Origin of the sequence: Meridianimarinicoccus aquatilis, assembly GCF_004358675.1 — a bacterium.
Lineage (GTDB): Bacteria > Pseudomonadota > Alphaproteobacteria > Rhodobacterales > Rhodobacteraceae > Meridianimarinicoccus > Meridianimarinicoccus aquatilis.
This window is the reverse complement of the sequence record NZ_SMZO01000024.1, coordinates 1-18,886: the sequence shown is the minus strand read 5'-3', so window position 1 is coordinate 18,886 and position 18,886 is coordinate 1. Positions and strand designations below refer to the sequence as shown.

13 protein-coding genes are annotated in these 18,886 nt (G+C 57.2%); 11 read left to right on the top strand and 2 right to left on the bottom strand.

The window, feature by feature from the left end:
- The first annotated feature begins 2 nt into the window (after nucleotides 1-2).
- Together istB and manD are read left to right on the top strand one after the other, a co-directional pair.
- The gene (gene istB / locus E2L05_RS11575; protein WP_133343069.1) at nucleotides 3-767 is read left to right on the top strand and encodes an IS21-like element helper ATPase IstB; all 765 of its coding nucleotides are present in this window, start codon (nucleotides 3-5) and stop codon (nucleotides 765-767) included.
- A gap of 799 nt (nucleotides 768-1,566) precedes the next feature.
- The gene (gene manD / locus E2L05_RS11570) at nucleotides 1,567-2,793 is read left to right on the top strand and encodes a D-mannonate dehydratase ManD (protein ID WP_133343068.1); all 1,227 of its coding nucleotides are present in this window, start codon (nucleotides 1,567-1,569) and stop codon (nucleotides 2,791-2,793) included.
- 33 nt (nucleotides 2,794-2,826) lie between these two features.
- Here manD and E2L05_RS11565 read toward each other — a convergent pair whose 3' ends face one another.
- A complete protein-coding gene (locus E2L05_RS11565; protein WP_133343067.1) occupies nucleotides 2,827-4,203 on the bottom strand; it encodes an MATE family efflux transporter in 1,377 nt (458 codons plus the stop codon).
- Nucleotides 4,204-4,302: 99 nt separating this feature from the next.
- Nucleotides 4,303-4,995: a GntR family transcriptional regulator gene (locus E2L05_RS11560; RefSeq protein ID WP_133343066.1), complete on the bottom strand. Its 693-nt coding sequence runs from the start codon at nucleotides 4,993-4,995 to the stop codon at nucleotides 4,303-4,305.
- Between the two features lie 241 nt (nucleotides 4,996-5,236).
- On the opposite strand from E2L05_RS11560, the gene E2L05_RS11555 reads away from it, so the two are divergent.
- The 9 genes from E2L05_RS11555 to E2L05_RS11515 form a co-directional block, all read left to right on the top strand.
- Complete coding sequence (locus tag E2L05_RS11555) at nucleotides 5,237-6,340, top strand: ABC transporter ATP-binding protein (RefSeq protein ID WP_133343065.1); 1,104 nt, start codon at nucleotides 5,237-5,239, stop codon at nucleotides 6,338-6,340.
- Nucleotides 6,337-7,332 (top strand): ABC transporter permease, encoded by a 996-nt coding sequence (locus E2L05_RS11550; RefSeq protein ID WP_133343064.1) that lies wholly within the window; start codon nucleotides 6,337-6,339, stop codon nucleotides 7,330-7,332. Before E2L05_RS11555 ends, E2L05_RS11550 begins: the two co-directional genes overlap by 4 nt.
- 13 nt (nucleotides 7,333-7,345) lie before the next feature.
- A complete protein-coding gene (locus E2L05_RS11545) occupies nucleotides 7,346-8,227 on the top strand; it encodes a carbohydrate ABC transporter permease (RefSeq protein WP_133343063.1) in 882 nt (293 codons plus the stop codon).
- 28 nt (nucleotides 8,228-8,255) lie between these two features.
- Nucleotides 8,256-9,818, top strand: a complete 1,563-nt coding sequence (locus tag E2L05_RS11540; protein WP_165971745.1) for an extracellular solute-binding protein — start codon at nucleotides 8,256-8,258, stop codon at nucleotides 9,816-9,818.
- Between the two features lie 96 nt (nucleotides 9,819-9,914).
- Nucleotides 9,915-12,278 carry a DUF4962 domain-containing protein gene (locus E2L05_RS11535; protein ID WP_133343062.1) on the top strand — a complete coding sequence of 788 codons (2,364 nt, stop codon included), beginning with the start codon at nucleotides 9,915-9,917 and terminating at the stop codon, nucleotides 12,276-12,278.
- On the top strand, nucleotides 12,275-13,018 hold the full coding sequence (locus tag E2L05_RS11530; protein WP_133343061.1) for an SDR family NAD(P)-dependent oxidoreductase: 744 nt from the start codon (nucleotides 12,275-12,277) through the stop codon (nucleotides 13,016-13,018). The genes E2L05_RS11535 and E2L05_RS11530 overlap by 4 nt, the downstream gene beginning before the upstream one ends.
- 20 nt (nucleotides 13,019-13,038) lie before the next feature.
- Nucleotides 13,039-13,350: a cupin domain-containing protein gene (locus E2L05_RS11525; protein WP_133343060.1), complete on the top strand. Its 312-nt coding sequence runs from the start codon at nucleotides 13,039-13,041 to the stop codon at nucleotides 13,348-13,350.
- 16 nt (nucleotides 13,351-13,366) lie between these two features.
- The gene (locus E2L05_RS11520; RefSeq protein WP_133343059.1) at nucleotides 13,367-14,275 is read left to right on the top strand and encodes a sugar kinase; all 909 of its coding nucleotides are present in this window, start codon (nucleotides 13,367-13,369) and stop codon (nucleotides 14,273-14,275) included.
- Nucleotides 14,276-14,718: 443 nt separating this feature from the next.
- Nucleotides 14,719-18,886, top strand: a 4,168-nt coding sequence (locus tag E2L05_RS11515) for a type I polyketide synthase (RefSeq protein WP_165971744.1), incomplete at its 3' end; no start/stop codon positions are given.

The window sequence follows — 18,886 nt, the reverse complement described above, 5'->3', positions numbered from 1 at the left end:
CCATGCTCACCCATCCCACCCACGACGCCCTGCGCGCATTGAAGCTCGACGGCATGGCCGAAGTCCTGGCCGAACTGCTGGCGCGCGAGGATAGCCGCCAAATGGACCCGATCGAATGGATCGGCCTCATGCTGGATCGCGAAAGCGCCACCCGCGACACACGCCGATTTCAGGCCCGCCTGCGCGCCGCAAAGCTGCGCGACAGCACCGCGTGTTTGGAAGACGTGGATTACACATTCCCCAGGAAGCTGGACCGAGCGCTGTTCCAAAGCCTGCGCGATAGCGTATGGATATCAAAGGCCCGCCCAATCCTCATCACCGGCCCGTGCGGCGTGGGGAAGTCGTGGTTGGCCTGTGCTTTGGGGCATGAAGCCTGCCGCCGGGGCAAAACCGTGTTCTACTTTCGCATGCCGCGCCTACTGGCAGATCTGGCAGCGGCCCGCGGCGATGGCAGCTATGACCGGCTGTTTCGAAAGATCGCCCGCGCCGATGTGCTGCTCCTCGACGACTGGGGCCCCGAGCAGCTGACCGCCCCGCAACGCCGCGACTTGATGGAGGTCATCGACGAACGCTATGGTCGCAAAGCAACTGTCGTGACGAGCCAACTGCCCGTCGACACTTGGCACGACATGATCGGCGACCCCACCTTCGCCGACGCCATCCTCGACCGCTTGGTTCATAACGCACACAAGTTCGCCCTCGATGGGCCATCAATGCGCAAACGCTCCAACCAGATGCAAAAAACGGACGCTGGAGGTACGAAATGATCCAGCTCCCCCGCACGGGCTTTGCCCACAGGACCCTCCCACGCGCCCGCCGCCGCTTGCTCTTTGGAAAGCGCAGCGCCGGGCCCGCGGGTCCCTCCCATGGACAAACCCGCCTCACACGTCACGCAGTTGACGAAAGACACCAAATAAAGTCATGAAGAAACAGCCTCACAGACCACCTATCCTGGGGTGGCCAACTGCCGTGGAACAGGTGGCCAAATGTTCATGGAATGACCGGCCAAGTCGTGTGGAATACTCAAGATTTGGCCCCTTAACTGAAATCGAGTGCATGTCGCATTTTAAACTCGAACGGGACATTCCGTTCGAGTTGTTGCACCCGAGGGAAAAAGTTGATGGAAGGCTCAACGTTGACCTTACCCAAACGCTTTCGATTGTGATGTCCGGTACTGGGTAAAATACTCCAACTGTGTTGGTGCCGCGCTTTTACGAAAATCATCCTGTTTACTACGGAACGTTCAGCGTGGTTTCTGCCAAAGGTCGCGACCGCTGTTGCCAGCTGTATCTTTATGGGTTGGAAAAAGTGTGAATGAACTTGGGGCTGCTCGAACATATCAAGAGGTTCGTTCCAGATGTTGAGGGATAAACCAAGCAATGCGGACATGTTTCGGCGCGGGCCTTTGTGAACGAGATACAAGGCAAGCCTGCCGATCTCCAGTCGACGTTGAAAGAAAGTAACCGGTATTAGAAAGCCATAGATGAGAAGCGACTGCGCACATGGTTGGATATGACACAGCCTGAGTAAGGGTCCACGCCGCCGCATAAACCAAAGGATGTTGCCATGAAGATAACCGATGCCAAGGTGTTCGTTGGTGGACCCGGAAAGAACTATGTCACCCTGAAGATCATGACAGATCAGGGCGTCTATGGCCTTGGCGATGCAACGCTCAACAATCGTGAAACCTTGCCGGCGGCCTATTTGCAGGATTTCCTGATCCCCAATCTGATCGGGTTGGACCCCCGCAAGAGCGAAGACATCTGGCAGTTCTTTTATCGCGGGGCGTATTTCCGTGGCGGACCGATTGCGATGGCCGCTTACGGTGCGATCGACATGGCGCTGTGGGATATCAAAGGAAAACTGGCGGGGATGCCGCTGTACCAGCTATTTGGCGGTAAAAGCCGCGAGGGCGCAATGGTTTATGCCCACGCAACAGGGGCCGACCTCGAAGATCTGATGGACAGCATCGCCCATTATGTCGAAAAGGGGTACAAGGCTGTGCGGGTGCAATGCGGGATACCGGGGATGCCGAGCGCCAGCTATGCCGTTCCCGAACATAAGGGCGCGGGAAAACACTATATCAGTGATTTCAGCGGTATCCGCCCAAAGGTCGAAGTTTGGGATACGGGTCGTTATATGCGGTACATGCCGGGCGCACTGGCCGAGATACGCGACCGGTTCGGCCCCGACTTACACATCTTGCATGATGTGCATCATCGTTTGCTACCGCGCGAAGCGGCAGAGTTTGCGAAGGCGGTAGAGCCCGCCGGTTTGTTCTGGCTCGAGGACCCAACCCCAGCCGAGGATCAGGATGCCCTCGGGCTTTTGCGCGCCCATGCGACTGTCCCGATCGCGATTGGTGAAGTGTTCAATTCGATCTGGGACTGCAACAAGCTCATCGAGAAAGAGTTGATCGATTTCATCCGCGTCGCGGTGACTTATGCGGGCGGTATTACCCCGGTGAAGCGGATCGTCGATCTGGCCGGGATGCACCACGTTCGCACCGGGTTTCATGGCGCGCCGAGCCATTCCCCATTGTGCATGGCCGCGCAGGCGCACCTGAATGCCTGGGCGCCGAATTTTGGCATTCAGGAATATCTGGTTCTTGGCACGCCTGCTTGTGATGCGCTGTTCCCGTCCGACCATCGGATGGAAAACGGACTGTTCCATGTCAGCGATGCGCCGGGACTTGGTGTGGATTTCAACGAGCTTGAAGCCGCGCGATACAAGTACACGCCGGGCAGCCATCCCATCGTGCGTTTAGAAGATGGCACGCTCTGGAATTACTGAGCAGGGGCGTGAGCCGCCGTTTGCAGCAGGGCATTACGCGGCAATTTCGGCCCGCTTCCAGTTCCCCTTGAACAAGCGGCGATGAAAAGCAGGCAGTTTGATCAACTCTTCCCACATCAGCAGCGACAACACCCAGACCGCGGCCCAATCGAGATATAGCACGGCAAGTGCCGTCGCGGGCACCCGAAACAGCCATTGCGACCAAATAAAGATGTGCATGACATAGATGGTGTCACCGCTTGCCCTCAGGGCGTTGCCACAAATGGCGTTTGATCCTTTGGGGAACGGAAGAACAACAAGCACCGGCACAAAGCTTAAAAGGATCGTCCGTGTTTCGATGTTCAGATCGGCATAAAGGGCATTGGCCGACAAGCACACAGCAAGATAGACGGCGGCCACCAGGCCTGCGGCGATGAATGCCCCGCGCCAGGCGCTGCTCAGGAAACGGTCAAGAACATCTTCGCGTGCTTTTCGGCCCAAGAGTTGCGCCACGATGATACCGGTCGCTTGCGCCCATTGCATTCCCACAGTCCCGGCCACCATGATCCAAGGCGAGATCAGGGTCATCGCCGCAAAGGCGTTGAGGCTGAGGCGTGCATAGATCAACGCACAGACATGTGTGGCGAACTGTGCGCTGAAAAAGGTTGCGGCGATCGGAAGCGAAAACCCGACGTGCTGACTTAGAGATGCCTTGAAGCTGCCCCGCCGCCACCCCGCGACATGACGCAGACCTCGGTCAAGCCGGATAAGTTGGAATAGCAGAAACCCGACTTGAACCACGATGGCGATGGCGCTGCCCAAGGCGGCCCCGGTAATTCCAAGAGCAGGCAGGCCCCAAAGCCCGTGGATCAGGGCGATGCTGCTGAACACATTGATGGGCAGAGACAAACAGAAACTGTAAAGCGGAAGCCGTGTTCGCCCGCAGCCGTTGAAGTAGCTCGATAAACATTGGCCGACGGCTTCGCCAAGGATCACGATGGAAAAAACCGAAAGGTAATTCCAAGCAAGGCTTGCGACCTCTTCACTCGGGGCCATCGTACCAATTACGCCGCCACCGAACAGCCAAATTGCGGTCAGGCCAACGCTTCCTACGGCCAAGTTGATTGTCATACCCGAGGCCAGCGCCGATTTCACATAGATCTGATCCCCGGTACCAAAGACCTGTGCCGTGCGGATCTGCATTGCGTGCGAAAACGCCAGGATTGCCCCCAAGACGAAGCCCGCGACAGCGGCGGCCAGCCCCATTGCCGCCAGAGCTGTCTCGCCCAAAGCAGAGACGAGATAGGCATCAATCACGACCGTTCCATGTAAGATAATCGCTTTGAGCGTCATCGGCCAAGCCAACGCCAGAACGTCGCGCGAGGTCGGGCCCGTATCGGACGAGAGAGAAGCTGTGGAATTGGACGTCATGTGGGCAGAAAAGCCTGAGTAAGAGGTGGCTTTACGGCATAACAGGACTTCGTCTCGCGCGGGCGAGGGAAGGGCTTGGGGTGGTTGTGCCGGAAAGGATTAGTCTTCGCTGGGTTCGAAATAGCTGGCGTTTATCGCGGAAATTCGTTCGATCGTGGCGTCGAGGCGGGAAAGATGCAGCATCCCGGCTTTGATAGCTGTTTCTGCGTCATGCGCTTTGATAGCGTCGGCAATTGCCCGATGATCAGCCACCAGTTCGGGCATCCGATCTTCTTTTGACAGTCCGAGCATGCACAAACGGTCCACCTTCGACTTCTCTGTGGTGATGACGTCAAAGGCAAACTCAGCCTCTGCAATCGCGCACAGGGTCTTGTGAAACTCATAGTCGAGGGCGCCAAAGCCTTCGACATTTCGATCTTCAATGGATTTTTCTTGGGCAGCGATTGCAGCGTCGAGGCTGGCTGCACCCTGCGCGTCGCAATTAAGGGCCGCGCGCAGCAGGACTTCCTTCTCAACGGCGGCGCGCACAAAGCGTGATTTTGTGATCTCGCGGGTCGAGAACCGTTTCACTTCGGTCGCCCGCTGAGGGCGGATCAGAAGGAGATCCAGATTGGCCAAGCGGCTGAACGCATCGCGGACGGGCTGACGTGACACACCGAACTTTGCGGCGATTTCGGCCTCGGAAATCTTGTCGCCGGGCCGCAGGTTCAGAGACAGGATTTCACCGTAAAGAAAGTCAAAGACGGCATCGACACTTGTCCGGCGCTCGCCAAGCGCATTTTGCTGAACCATGACGTCACCTCCTTCTTCTCTTGCTTTCTAGGCCTTGCAAAACATGGACGGCTTTGCAAGCGATTGCACGGTTTAACGCACTTCCATCGTTCGTACGGGCACTGCGTACCCCTTAGGACACTATACGATTATAGACTAGTATTCCAGTGAAATTACTAGTATACCAGTTAGTGAGAAAAGGGCGAATCAGTCGCTTGATTTTGGTGCCTCGCGGGGAGCGAAGCATTTGGAGGGGGAAGCTATGTCCGGCGTCAGCCTTAAAGGTATTGTCAAAGCCTATGGCGCGCTTCAGGTGGTTCACGGAATCGACCTCGAGGTGCAGGAAAAGGAATTCGTCGTTCTGGTCGGTCCGTCTGGATGCGGAAAATCAACGACGCTACGGATGATCGCCGGTCTTGAAGAGATATCGGACGGCGACCTTACGATCGACGGGCGGCATGTAAATCGCGTGGCGCCAAAAGACCGCGACGTTGCGATGGTATTTCAGAACTATGCTCTTTACCCGCATTTGAACGTCGCTGATAACATTGCCTTTGGCTTGCGTATCCGCAAGGAAAGCAAAGAAACCATCGCGTCTTCTGTGGAAGAAGTTGGCGGTATTCTTGGGCTTACTCCCTATCTTGAGCGCAGGCCTGCTGATTTGTCCGGCGGGCAGCGGCAGCGGGTGGCCATGGGCCGGGCGATTGTGCGTCGCCCCAAAGTTTTCTTGTTCGACGAGCCGCTTTCGAACCTAGATGCAAAACTGCGCACGCAGATGCGCGCCGAAATCAAGCGGCTGCACAAGCGTCTGGGTGTAACCTCGATCTACGTGACGCATGACCAGGTCGAGGCGATGACCCTCGCGGATCGAATAGTGGTCATGCACGATGGCCGGATCGAGCAGATCGGGTCGCCGATGGAATTGTTCTTGAACCCGGTGAACACCTTCGTAGCGGGTTTCCTTGGGTCGCCGCCGATGAACATGGTTAACGCCCGTATCGTAGCCGGTGATCTGGGGCCGGTCGCTGAATTTGGCGATAACAAGATCCAACTCGACCAAGTGGCATCCTTGCAGAATTCCGTTGGGCAGGATGTGGTTCTTGGAATTCGTCCCGAGTTTGTGACGGTGGCAGATGACACCGTACCGCATCGCGTAAGCGTTGAGGTGGACCTGATTGAGACCTTGGGATCCGAAGCGTTGATCCATGCAAGTTTGCAAGGTGACCCGTTTGTCATTCGCACTGAAACCGTTGGTCAGATGAACGTGCTTGACGGGATTTCCGGGTTTACCATTGCGCCGCATTTGATCCGTGTCTTTGATGCAAAGACAGGCGTTTCATTGCCCGGCCAGGCCGTCGGCCAATGAGTACGGATCCTGATTTCACTGGCCCGACGACAGAGAACCTTGTGTTCGATGCCGCCGAGGCGCAGCGCCGCCGCCGTGGGAGCACATTGGTGCGCATCGGCGATCACCTGAAGCGGGAATGGCAACTGTATGCGATGCTGCTTCCGACCATCCTGTGGCTCATCATCTTTTTGTACAAACCGATGTACGGGCTTCAGATCGCCTTCAAAGACTATTCCATCTTCCGCGGTGTTGCTGACAGCCCGTGGATCGGGCTTGAGCATTTCAACACGCTTTTCAACAATGATCAGTTCCTCAGAGCGGTCAAAAACACAGTCATCATAAGCTTTTATAGCCTTCTGTTTGGCTTTCCGATGCCGATCCTGCTGGCGTTGATGTTCAACGAAGTTTTGAATCAGACCTTCAAGAAAAGCGCCCAGACAATTGTGTATCTGCCGCACTTCATCTCGTCGGTGATCATCGCGGGCATCGTTATCACGGCCTTTTCCCCTTCGGCGGGGATTGTGAACACTGTCCTGGGATGGCTTGGGATCGACTCGATTTACTTCCTGACAAAACCCGAGTGGTTCAGGCCCATTTTTGTCGGCACAGGCATCTGGCAAGAGGCGGGCTTCCAGTCGATTGTCTATCTCGCGGCCATCGCCGGGGTGTCACCTACGCTGTATGAAAGTGCGGTCGTCGATGGGGCATCCCGCTGGCAGATGATGTGGAAAATCACGGTCCCGTCAATCATGCCAACGATCATCATCATGCTGATCATTCGCATCGGGAACATCCTCGAAGTGTCGTTCGAGATGATCATCCTGCTGTACCAACCCGCGACCTATGAGACGGCAGATGTGGTGAATACGTTCATCTATCGTCAGGGCCTGCAAGGCGGGCAGTATGACTTTGCTGCCGCTGCGGGATTGTTCAACGCTGTTGTCGCCTTCGTCCTGGTCATGACCGCGAACACCATTTCAAAGCGCTATTCGCGCACATCACTGTGGTGAGGGGACCGAGACAATGGCGAACATGAATCTCTATTCCCGCGGTGACAAGCTCTTTGTGATCGTAAACATGGTGCTGCTTGGGCTTTTCACGATCTCGACGTTGTACCCGTTTATCTACATCGCGTCGTTGTCCATGAGCACCGGGTTCGAGGCGCGAGCCGGTAACGTCATTCTGACGCCAGTTGGCTTTACGCTTGAAGCCTATAAGCAAGTGCTGAGTGAGCCGCAGTTCTGGATCAGCTACCGCAATACGTTCATTTACACGATTGGCGGCGTTCTGATGAGCCTCGCGTTCATCATTCCCGGTGCTTATGCCCTGTCGCGTCCGCAGCTTTATGGACGCCGGTTCTGGAACCTCGCCGTGGCGTTCACCATGTGGTTCAACGCGGGTCTGATCCCCTTCTTCCTGAACATGCGCGATCTGGGCCTGCTCGACAGCTATTTCGGCATTATCATCGGCTTCGCCGTCAACGGCTTCAATATCATCCTGCTGCGCAACTTTTTTGAGGCGATCCCACAGTCATTCGAAGAGGCGGCGCGGATGGATGGGGCCAACGAATTCCAGGTCCTCTGGAAGGTGTACATGCCGCTGTCGAAACCAGCGATCGCGACCGTGGCGTTATTCTGTATCGTATCGCGCTGGAATGGCTTTTTCTGGGCGATGGTGCTGTTGCAGGATGAAGATAAGATCCCGCTTCAGGTCTATCTGCGCCACGTAATCGTCGAACTTTCAGATGATGAAGAATTTGCCACAACGCTTCTGACATCGGCCTATTCGTTCGAAACCGTCAGTGCGGCGATCATCGTCTGCTCCATCATCCCGATCTTGCTTATCTACCCGTTCCTGCAGAAGTATTTCAGCAAGGGCATCTTGTTGGGTGGGGTCAAAGAATAATCGAGAACAACGCATTAGGGAGGAAACCATGCGGAAACTTGTACTTCCACTTGCCATCCTTGGCACGACGGCTCTGACGGCTCCGGCCTTTGCTGATGATCACCTGCGTATCGTGGATGATCCTGTCGAATTGACCATCCACATGCATTGGCCGCGCGCACAGGGCTACGAAGTGCCCAAGACCGGCGAGCCCTATCCGGTTGAACTGAAGGCGCGTGAGCTGACTGGCGTTTCGCTGGAAGACGCGACAGCAGGCAAGAACTCCACGGACTCGCTCGAGGCCATGAATCTGCTGATTGCGCAGGGCAACATGCCTGACATCGTGGGCGGCCACTTGATCAAACAGCCGGTGAATGAGTACGGCCCTCAGGGCGCGTTTGTTCCACTGAATGACCTTGTCGAAGAGCACGCCCCCAACATCAAGGCATTCTGGGATAGCCATCCGGGTCTGAAAGAGGCGATTTCTGCCTACGACGGCAACTATTACTACATTCCCTATCTGCCCGACGGCAAATATGGACGCGCGTGGTTCATTCGTCAGGATTGGCTCGACGTTCTTGGGCTGGAGCAGCCTCAGAACGTGGATGAACTCTACGACGTGCTTGTTGCGTTTCGCGACCAAGACCCCAACGGCAATGGCGTGAAAGATGAGATCCCCTATTTCGCCCGCCAATGGGAAGAGGTAAACCGCCTTTTGACCCTGTGGGATGCCCGTTCTTCCGGGTCGGACACCTATCATGATTTCTACGTCAATGACGAAGGCAAGCTGGTGCATCCCTATGCGCAAGACGCCTATCGCACCGCGCTGTCCAACGTTGCAAAGTGGTATGCAGAAGGGCTGATTGACCCGGAAATCTACACGCGTGGGTCGTCCTCGCGCGACTATCTGCTTGGTGAGAACCTGGGCGGCATGACCCACGACTGGTTTGCGTCCACGTCGGGGTATAACTCTGCGCTTGCAGATGCGGTTGAAGGGTTCAACTTCATTCCGTTTTTGCCACCGGAATCCGCAGGGGGCGTTCGCATGGAAGAGCATCGCCGCATTCCGATCAAGCCAGACGGGTGGGCGATCAGCTATACTGCCGAAGACCCGGTCACCGTGGTCAAGTATTTCGACTTCTGGTTCTCTGAAGAGGGGCGTTTGCTGTCTAACTTCGGTGTCGAAGGCAAAACGTGGGACATGATCGACGGAGAGCCGATTTTCAAACCCGAAGTCCTGAACAGCGACTCGCCAATCAACAGCCAGATGTATCTGGAAGGGGCGCAGATCCAGCGCGGTTATTGGCAGGACTACCGCTATGAATGGCAGTGGACGTCGGAGGCGGCCCGCAAAGGGATTGAACTTTACGACACCGAAGATTTGCTCATTGAGCAATTCCTTGGCGTTGCCCTGAATAAGGAAGAGCAAACCGTCTATGACCGGTACTGGCCGTCAATCCGAACCTACATGCTGGAACGCCAGCAGGCTTGGGTTCTTGGGTCCGGCGACGTTGTGTCTGATTGGGACGCGTATATCGAGACATTGAACGACATGGGCTATGAAGAGGTGATTGAGATCCTCAACACAGCTTATGCGCGCCAATACGGCTGATCCTCCCGGCCGTAAGGTGTGGCCGGGACCGTTCCGGCCGCACCGAATTTTACTGTACCGACCGACCCGTAAACCGAAGATACACAAGGACACGACATGCCCGCCAAGACCCAGCTTTCTCTTGATGAACCAAAGGCGGGCCGCCTGACCATTCAGTATGCGCCTGATGAAACCACGCAGGTCGTAGAAAACCCGCCAAGGTTTACGTGGCTGCCGGTGATCGAGGACGAGGCGAAATATGTACTGCGGGTTTCAAAAGATCCCGCCTATCCCGCAAACGGAACCCATGTTTTCAGCCAGCTTCCGTTAAATTTCTTCACGCCCGATATGGTGTTGGATCCCGGTACCTATCACTGGTCCTATGCTGTGTGCGACGACAAGACGGGCGATGCCGCAACACAATGGAGCCAATCGCGTAGCTTTACGCTTGCGGATGATCTGCCACACACGCCTCTTGTGTCGCGGGCGGCGCGCCGGGCCGCTGCCGACAAAGCTCACCCCCGCCTGTGGATGACCCCTGACCGGATAGAGTCGTTTCGCAAAGACATTGCGGCAGACCCGAGCCATTGCACATGGGCCAACTTTTTCGAGAAGTCCGTTCTGCCTTGGATGGACCGTGATATTCTGCCCGAGCCTGTTGGGTACCCTGACCACAAGCGTGTCGCGTCGGTTTGGCGCAAAACCTATATCGACTGTCAGGAATTGCTCTACGCCATTCGCCATCTTGCAATAGGCGGGCATATCACCGGCGACGCGGCAATGATCGACCGTGCGAAGGAATGGCTGTTGTCGGCAGCGGCGTGGAACCCGGTTGGCACGACGTCGCGGTCGTATACCGATGAGTGGGCGTACCGTGTGACCTCGGCGCTGGCCTGGGGCTACGACTGGTTATACGAACATATGTCTGACGAAGAGCGGGCCATGGTGCGCGCCGCCCTGTTAGAGCGCACCCGCGATATCGCAGAACATGCGATCAAAAATGCGCACATCCATTTGTTTCCATATGACAGCCACGCAGTGCGATCCGTATCCTTGACGCTCGTGCCTGCGTGCATCGCTCTGCTGGGCGATGACGAAGATGATGAGGCGCGCGAATGGCTCGACTACTGCATCGAGTTTCTGTTCAACGTCTATTCTCCTTGGGGTGACAGCGATGGCGGTTGGGCCGAAGGTACCAACTATTGGATGATGGGGATGGCCTATCTGATTGATGCCGCCAATTTGCTGAAGTCCTATACGGGCATCGACCTTTACCAGCGGCCATTCTTCAAGAATACCGGGGACTTCCCGCTTTATTGCAAAGCGCCGAATACGCGCCGCGCGACCTTTGGCGATGATAGCACGATGGGTGACCTGCCTTGCATCAAGACCGGGCTGAACATGCGCCAATATGCCGGAGTGACCGGCAACGGAGCGTACCAGTGGTACTATGATGAACTGTCTCGTCTCAACCCTGGCACGGAAATGGCATTTTACAATTGGGGCTGGTGGGACACTAATTTCGACGATCTGGTGTATCACACCGATTGCCCGAGCATCGAAGCCACGCCCCCAGAAAACGGCATGCGCCATTTCAAGGGGATTGGGTGGGTCGGCGTCCAACACGAGATGGCGGATCCAGACAACCACATTCAGTTCGTCTTCAAATCATCGCCATTTGGATCGATCAGTCACAGTCATGGGGATCAGAACGCATTCTGTCTTGCCGGTTTTGGCGAAGACCTAGCGATCAATTCCGGTCACTACGTTGCGTTCAATTCGACGATGCACCAGAAATGGCGGCGGCAAACCCTGTCGAAGAATGCAATCTTGATTGATGGCAAAGGCCAATATGCCGGCCGCGACAAGGTTCAGGCAATGCGCTCAACTGGTAGAATTGAAACTGCCGAGGATCGCGGCGACCACATTTTCATACAAGGCGACGCAACGGAAGCGTACAAAACCCTGTCCCCAGAGGTGACTTTGGTCCAGCGCGACGTCTATTTCGTGCAAGGCTCGTACTTCGTCATTGTCGACAGCATCGATGCGGATACGCCTGTTGGCATAGACTGGCGGCTGCATGCAAACGCACCGCTGGCTTTGGGTGACAGCACGTTCCGCTACAGCGGCGAACGCGCGGGCTTTTATGGGAAAATCCTCTGGTCCGAAGCCGGCGCGCCGAAACTGTCGCAGAACACAGGGTTCCCCGAAGTCGATCCAACCGAGTACGAAGGCTTGCCAGTCAGCACGTGCCTGACGGCGTCCTTTCCAAAATCGGTTCGACACCGTATTGCAACGCTTTTGGTCCCCTATCCGTTGGCTGCCCCGCGCCGGGTGTTCAGCTTCCTTGATGACCAAGGGTATGATTGCGACCTTTACTTTACGGACGCGGACGAACGCAGCTTCAAAGTCGTCATCCCCAAAACATTCGACGTTGGCACCCAGCCGACAACAACTGTCAAAACGAAGGAAAAAGTATGAAACTTCAGGGAAAAGTCGCGGTAGTCACCGGTGGCGGTCGGGATATCGGTTTGGCCATCGCGCTGAAACTGGCAGCCGAAGGCGCAGCCGTTGCCATCAACTATTTTTCAAGCAGTGAAGGTGCAGACAAGGCTGTTGAGAAGATTACAGCTGAAGGCGGTCGTGCATTCGCCCTGCAAGGCGATTTGACCAAGCAAGAAGATGTTGACGCGCTCGTGTCAAAGACGGTTGCTGACTTTGGTGGGATCGACGTTCTGGTCAACAATGCTGGTGGTCTGATTGCCCGCAAAAAGATCGCCGAGATGCCGATCGAGCATTGGCTGGCCGTGATGGATCTGAATCTGACCAGCACGTTCCGGATGACCAAGGCATGCCTTGCGCATCTCAAGGAAGGAACAATCGTGAACCTTGCCAGCCAAGCGGCACGCGATGGCGGCGGCGGCGGGGCAGTGGCTTATGCCACGTCCAAGGGTGCTGTTATGACCATGACACGTGGTCTGGCAAAAGAGCTGGGCCCAGAGATTCGGGTTAACGCGCTTTGCCCCGGAATGATCGACACCGATTTCCACAACATCCATACGCCCGATGCTGGCCGCCGTGGATACGAAGCCGCCGCACCCTTGAAACGTCAGGGCACTGTGGAAGACACGGCCAATCTCGTGCTTTTCCTTGCATGTGACGATTCCGCCTTCATTACTGGGGCGAATATCGACATCAATGGCGGCATGCTGTTCTCCTGATCTTGCAAAAAGGAACCGAAATGTCCGACTTTCCAATTGTTTCGACTGGTGAAAACGTGACGCGGCAAGTCTTGTCCGACCATCCCGATCTGATGGTGGTTGCCTTCCGCTTTGCAGCGGAAGGGGCCGTGGGTGCGTTGCACAATCACCCACATGTTCAGTCGACCTATGTGGAAAGCGGGCGTTTTCGGTTCACTCTTGGTGATGAAGAACGCGAAGTCGGACCGGGCGACAGCTTTGTCTGCGCGTCCGGGCTGACGCATGGGTGCGTCTGTCTTGAACCCGGCACGTTGGTGGATTGCTTCACACCGCGCCGCGATGATTTTCTTTAGTCCAAGGAACCTTTAAATGCGTGTCCTTGCGATTGGCGAATGCATGGCCGAACTCGCCCCGGCTTCGGAACCGTCCGACTATCGGTTGGGTTTCGCGGGCGATACATTTAACACGGCTTGGTACCTTGCGCAGTTGGATCCTGATATCGACGTCGGGTACTTCACCGCAGTGGGAACGGATGCGATTTCGCAGCAAATGCGCCAAGCATTTGTGGACGGCGGAATTGACGACCGTCATGTGATTTCAGTGCCTGACCGAACGGTTGGCCTGTATCTGATTTCTCTTGAGAACGGGGAGCGGAGTTTCTCTTATTGGCGCAACCAAGCGGCAGCGCGATTGTTGGCGCAAGACGCGGTTGCTCTTTCCAAGGCGATGGATGACGCAGATCTTGTCTATTTCTCGGGCATCACACTGGCCATTCTTGACCCAGAGGCGCGCGGCACTTTCCTGTCCGCTCTGCGCAAGGCGCGGTCGGCGGGAAAGACGATTGCTTTTGACCCAAACCTTCGGCCGCGGCTGTGGGCGAGCGAGCAACAAATGACTGACGCAATCATGCAAGGCGCGGCGGTCAGCGACATCGCCTTGCCCTCCTTCGAAGATGAAGCGAGTTGGTTTCACGATGCCGACCCTGATGCGACGGCGGATCGGTATGCAGCCGCCGGCGCGACGACAGTTGTTGTCAAAAACGGGGGCGAGCCGGTGCGTTATTTGCACGATGGCAACCGGGGCACGGTGCCAGTGCCGACATTGTCAGAAGTCGTCGACACAACTGCGGCGGGTGATAGTTTCAATGCCGGTGTCCTTGCCGGTTTGAGGGGCGACGTGCCTTTAGCACACAGCATTGCCCGGGCTTGCCGGCTGGCTGGCAAGGTCGTGCAGGGCAAGGGCGCCTTGGTGTCGATTGACCCGAATGAGATCAAATAATAAGCAGAAACGCTGATCGCGTTTCTGACCGTTGTCTTTAGCTCAAGCTGGCAAACCTGAGATTGTGGTTTGCCGGTTTGGTCTGTTTTAGGTCTGTGTACTTTGCCGATGTAGCATGTGCAGTACGCAGTTTCCCTATGGGAAGCTTTGGGGACCGTATCACATTATTTTAAAGATGTTTTTGCGGCTTCACGCAACGAACCTGCGGTTGGTCTGTACTTGTCACAGCATCAGTGTTTGAGCAGAAATTTGTGGCTTCGCCTTTTGCAACTCATCGGTAGACACCTGCAAAAAAGGTACTTCCAAGCGTTTGTCTGGGCGGACTTTGGCCCAAAATGCTGCCCGCTGCAAATGTTCTTGCGCAAACAAACAACTTGATAAGTGGACCGAATCCGGCAAACCTTAGGTTGAATTTCCCGAAATGCAGGAAGGTTGGCTTCAACATGCGGCTTGAAACTTTGCCTGATCTGCAAACGATGATCGACGAAGCGCGCCCTGAATTTCGGTGCCTTGTCGCATTGCCCACGGGCCATACGGCGCCCATTTCAGCAGCACTCGTGGCGCAGGGGCACGTTGTTCTTGACGCGTCAGACGGCATCCCCAGCCTCTCAAGGGCGGTAGCCTTGGCAGACAGCATCGACGCGCGGTCGCGCATGTCGATTGCCATTGATGCCGGGCTGCACGAATTACGGGGCGCGATAGTCGCGGCTTTACCGGGCGTTGGGCTGGTCCTGCGTTGCCAAACCGTGTCTGATCTAGACGCGATATCAAGCGTTGACAAAGACACACCTGTGCTGGTGGAGAGCGGCAGTTTAGATGTGCTTGCAAAGGCCGCCCACACCCCGGGCGTTGTTGGACTGATCGCCGTCGGGGAAGAGGCTGGGGGATGGTGTGGACCGGACGCTGGGTTGATCCTTGCACAAAGGATGGCTCGGTTGGCCAAGGGTTCGCCGATCCCGGTTCCGTGGTTCATTCGTGCCGCCACAGGCCCAGATTCAGCAGCCGCTTACGCCTTGGCCGGCGCGGCCGGCGTTATGTTGTCGGATGAGCTTTTGCTACTTGCGGAACTGGGGACCAACCCGCGGTTGGCGCGCGCAATTGAAACCGCCAACGGAACGGAAGCGGTACTTTTAGGGGCGCAGCTTGGTGCCCCATTCCGGTTGTTTCTGCATCCCACGCAACCCGCCGCGCGTGCCTTGGAAGCAGCAGCGCTTGACATCGAAGCTTCTTCGCAAAACGCCGAGACGGCGCGCCAACGCTGGATCGCGCAGGTCGATGCGGCGCGAGAGCATGGCGGATTGCACCCGATGGGCCAAGGGATCGGACTGGCCAAGAAGCTGCGTGATCAGTTTTCGAGGATCGGGCCCGTTATTGCCGCTTATCGGGGGGCTGCCGGTGCTGTCCGTGCGCAGGCCGATGTCTTGGCCGGTGCCATTGGTCCGGGTGCGCCGCTTGCGGTTGAGCATGGGTGCGCGTTGCCCATCGTTCAGGGCCCGATGACACGGGTTAGTGACGGGGCAAGCTTCGCGGCTGCGGTGGCCGAAGCCGGGGCGCTTCCCATGCTGGCACTGGCGGCCCTTCGCCCGGAAGAAATATCAACGCTCTTGAAAAATGCGCAGTCTTCGTTGGCGGATCGCCCTTGGGGCGTTGGAATGCTGGGGTTCCTGCCTCCAGAGCAATTCAAGTTGCAACTTGATGAAGTACTGCGTGCCGCACCGCCCTTTGCAATTCTTGCGGGGGGACGTGCTGATCAAGTCCAGCGCCTTGAGGCCGAGGGCATCCGCACCTATGCGCATGCGCCGACCGCAGAGCTTGCCAAGCTTCTTATCGACGGCGGTGTGCGCCGCCTGATCCTGGAAGGGCGGGAATGCGGCGGGCATGTGGGACCGCTTCATTCGCTTAATTTGTGGGAGAGCGTCGCAAATACTTTGGCAGGTCATCCAAAGGTTGGCGAAGTGTCGATTCTTCTGGCCGGGGGTATTCACGATGGGCTGAGCGCGGGTATGGCGGTAACGGCCGCCGCGCCGCTGCTGAATGCTGGCGCTAAACTCGGGGTTTTGATGGGCACCGCATACCTGTCGACGGAAGAGCTCTGCGCATCGGGGGGAATTGGCCCTTATTTCCAGTCGGCGCTGGTCAAGGCAACTGGCACGGCCACCATCGAAAGCGGGCGCGGCCACGCAAACCGCTGCCTTCAAACGCCTTTCGTTGACACGTTTCACAGCGAACGCCGGGCACTTTTGTCGGCGGGCACCGATGCAGACCCCATGCGCGAGGCTCTTGACGATTTACTGCTTGGACGTTTGCGTTTGGCCAGCAAGGGACTCAAGCGCGCGAATGAGGACCTGGTAAGTGTTCCGCCAGAAGAACAGCAGGCCGACGGGATGTTCATGGCCGGCGAGGCCGCATCCCTGATCACATCGGTCCAAACCGTCGAAGCACTTCATCGAAATGTGTCCGAGGGCGCGGTTGATATTCTTCGCGATATAGCGGGTCACGCCGAGCCGGCCTTGACGGGAGACGAAGCAATCAACGCCCGTGCGGCCGCTTGCGACGTGGCGATCATCGGGTTGGCTGTGCATGTGCCGGGCGCGACGGACGCACAAGGGTTCTGGCGCAACATCCTCGACAAACGCAACTCGATTTCCGAAATACCAAAGGACCGCTGGGACCATCGGATTTATCACAGCGACGCAACGGAAGATGACGCGGTGACCAGCCATTTTGGCGGGTTCATGGATGGCATGCTGTTTGACCCGCTTCGGTTCGGCATTCCGCCGAAATCTGTGCCTCACATTGCCCCGGGCCAGTTATTGACACTTGAAACCGTGCGCCGTGCCTTTGCTGATGCAGGGTATGCGGATCGGGAATTTGACCGGGAAAACAGCTCTGTCATTATCGGCGGCGAGGATGCGGGCGGTTTTCTTGGCAATGCGCTGACCACGCGTGCCCTTGCGCCCTTGTTGACAGACGCTGATGCCGTTCGGGAAATCAGATCGCGCACCCCAAGCTGGACCGAAGAGACCTTTCCCGGTGTGCTCACCAGTGTCGTAGCCGGGCGTATCGCAAATCGCTTTGATTTGGGCGGCGCGAATTACACGATCGATTCCGCTTGCGCATCCAGTATCACGGCGCTTGCGCTCGCGACCGATGAACTGACTTCGGGGCGAAGTAATCTGGTGGTTCTGGCCGGCGTTGATACAACACAAACGCCATACCATTATACCGCGTTCTCTTCGGTCACGGCCCTGTCCCGTCGCGGTCGGCTAAGCGCTTTTGATCAGTCCGCCGATGGCACGGTTCTGTCTGAAGGTGTCGCCGCATTCATCCTAAAGCGGCGCGAGGATGCCGAGCGGGACGGGGACAGGATTTACGCAACGATCAAGGCCGTTGCCTCGTCTAGCGATGGGCGCGGTATGGGCATGACTGCGCCCCGCCCACTGGGCCAGAAACGGGCCTTGCGGCGTGCCTACCGTGCCTTGGGCGGCACAATGGCAGACATTGACTATTACGAGGCGCACGGCACCGGGACACCGGTTGGCGACGCCGCTGAGCTCGACTCTGTTGCAACGCTCATGGCAGAGGCAGGTGTCGAAGGTGAAAGTTGCGCGTTGGGGTCGGTCAAGGCTTTGATCGGCCACACCAAAACCGCAGCAGGCGCAGTCGGCCTCGCCAAAGTTGCACTGTCCATTCATCACCGGACCTTGCCCCCTCAGCCCGGTATCGAACACCCTGTCGGCGCGCTTGGCCAAAGTGACTTTCCGCTTTACGTGACCGATGGGCCAACACCTTGGCTGGCGTCTGATCGGCCCCGGCGCGCTGGGATCAGTGCATTTGGCTTTGGCGGGACCAATGCCCATGCCGTGCTGGAAGAGCATCCCGCCTTTGGCGTTCAGGCACCGGGCGCAGATCGCTGGCCGGCCCATTTTGTCGCGCTGACGGCCCGATCCCAACAGGATCTTGAACGCAAATGGTCGCTTGTTCTTGCGCTTGCGGTTCAAGAACAGGGCGGCCCGTCACTTGAAAGCATTGCGTCCGCAGCTGCGGCAGAGTGTGACCCGAATGGGCAGCTTCGATCAGCCATCATCGCGGAAAGCCGTGGGGATTTGGCGCAGCAGGTGCAGTGTCTGCTCGACCATTTTCAAAACCCCGAGGTAAAGCTGGGCGATACAATCTGGCTTGGTGCCGCGTCGGCCGCGCCGCCAATCGCGTTCCTGTTGCCGGGGCAGGGCAGTCAACGGGTTCAAATGTGCCGCGAGGCTGCCGTCTATCTGCCGGAAATGCGTACAAGCCTTGCGGCGGCCGACACTGCGGCAAGGCAGGCGACCGGGGCGCGTCTGGGGCGCATAATCTATCCGCCTTCGGCATTCGATGCGGAAACGAAAACCGCGCAGGCGGCGCTTTTGACTGAACCCCAGAACGCGCAAATTGCTTTGGGTGGGATTTGCGCGGGCATGGTGGATTTCCTTGGCCGGATCGGCGTGCGACCCGACATGACCGCCGGACATAGTTATGGGGAACTTGTCGCGCTTTATGCTGCTGGCGCGATAAGCCGGGGCGATCTTATGTCCCTGTCCGCGGCGCGCGGCAGCGCAATGGCGCAGGCAGCGC

Excerpts from the sequence above, each read along its gene's own strand:
- E2L05_RS11535 (WP_133343062.1), top strand. The coding sequence starts at position 9,915 with ATGCCCGCCAAGACCCAGCTTTCTCTTGATGAACCAAAGGCGGGCCGC.
- E2L05_RS11555 (WP_133343065.1), top strand. The coding sequence starts at position 5,237 with ATGTCCGGCGTCAGCCTTAAAGGTATTGTCAAAGCCTATGGCGCGCTT.
- E2L05_RS11525 (WP_133343060.1), top strand. The coding sequence starts at position 13,039 with ATGTCCGACTTTCCAATTGTTTCGACTGGTGAAAACGTGACGCGGCAA.
- E2L05_RS11545 (WP_133343063.1), top strand. The coding sequence starts at position 7,346 with ATGGCGAACATGAATCTCTATTCCCGCGGTGACAAGCTCTTTGTGATC.
- E2L05_RS11560 (WP_133343066.1), bottom strand. The coding sequence starts at position 4,995 with ATGGTTCAGCAAAATGCGCTTGGCGAGCGCCGGACAAGTGTCGATGCC.
- E2L05_RS11550 (WP_133343064.1), top strand. The coding sequence starts at position 6,337 with ATGAGTACGGATCCTGATTTCACTGGCCCGACGACAGAGAACCTTGTG.
- istB (WP_133343069.1), top strand. The coding sequence starts at position 3 with ATGCTCACCCATCCCACCCACGACGCCCTGCGCGCATTGAAGCTCGAC.
- E2L05_RS11520 (WP_133343059.1), top strand. The coding sequence starts at position 13,367 with ATGCGTGTCCTTGCGATTGGCGAATGCATGGCCGAACTCGCCCCGGCT.
- E2L05_RS11540 (WP_165971745.1), top strand. The coding sequence starts at position 8,256 with ATGCGGAAACTTGTACTTCCACTTGCCATCCTTGGCACGACGGCTCTG.
- E2L05_RS11565 (WP_133343067.1), bottom strand. The coding sequence starts at position 4,203 with ATGACGTCCAATTCCACAGCTTCTCTCTCGTCCGATACGGGCCCGACC.
- E2L05_RS11530 (WP_133343061.1), top strand. The coding sequence starts at position 12,275 with ATGAAACTTCAGGGAAAAGTCGCGGTAGTCACCGGTGGCGGTCGGGAT.
- manD (WP_133343068.1), top strand. The coding sequence starts at position 1,567 with ATGAAGATAACCGATGCCAAGGTGTTCGTTGGTGGACCCGGAAAGAAC.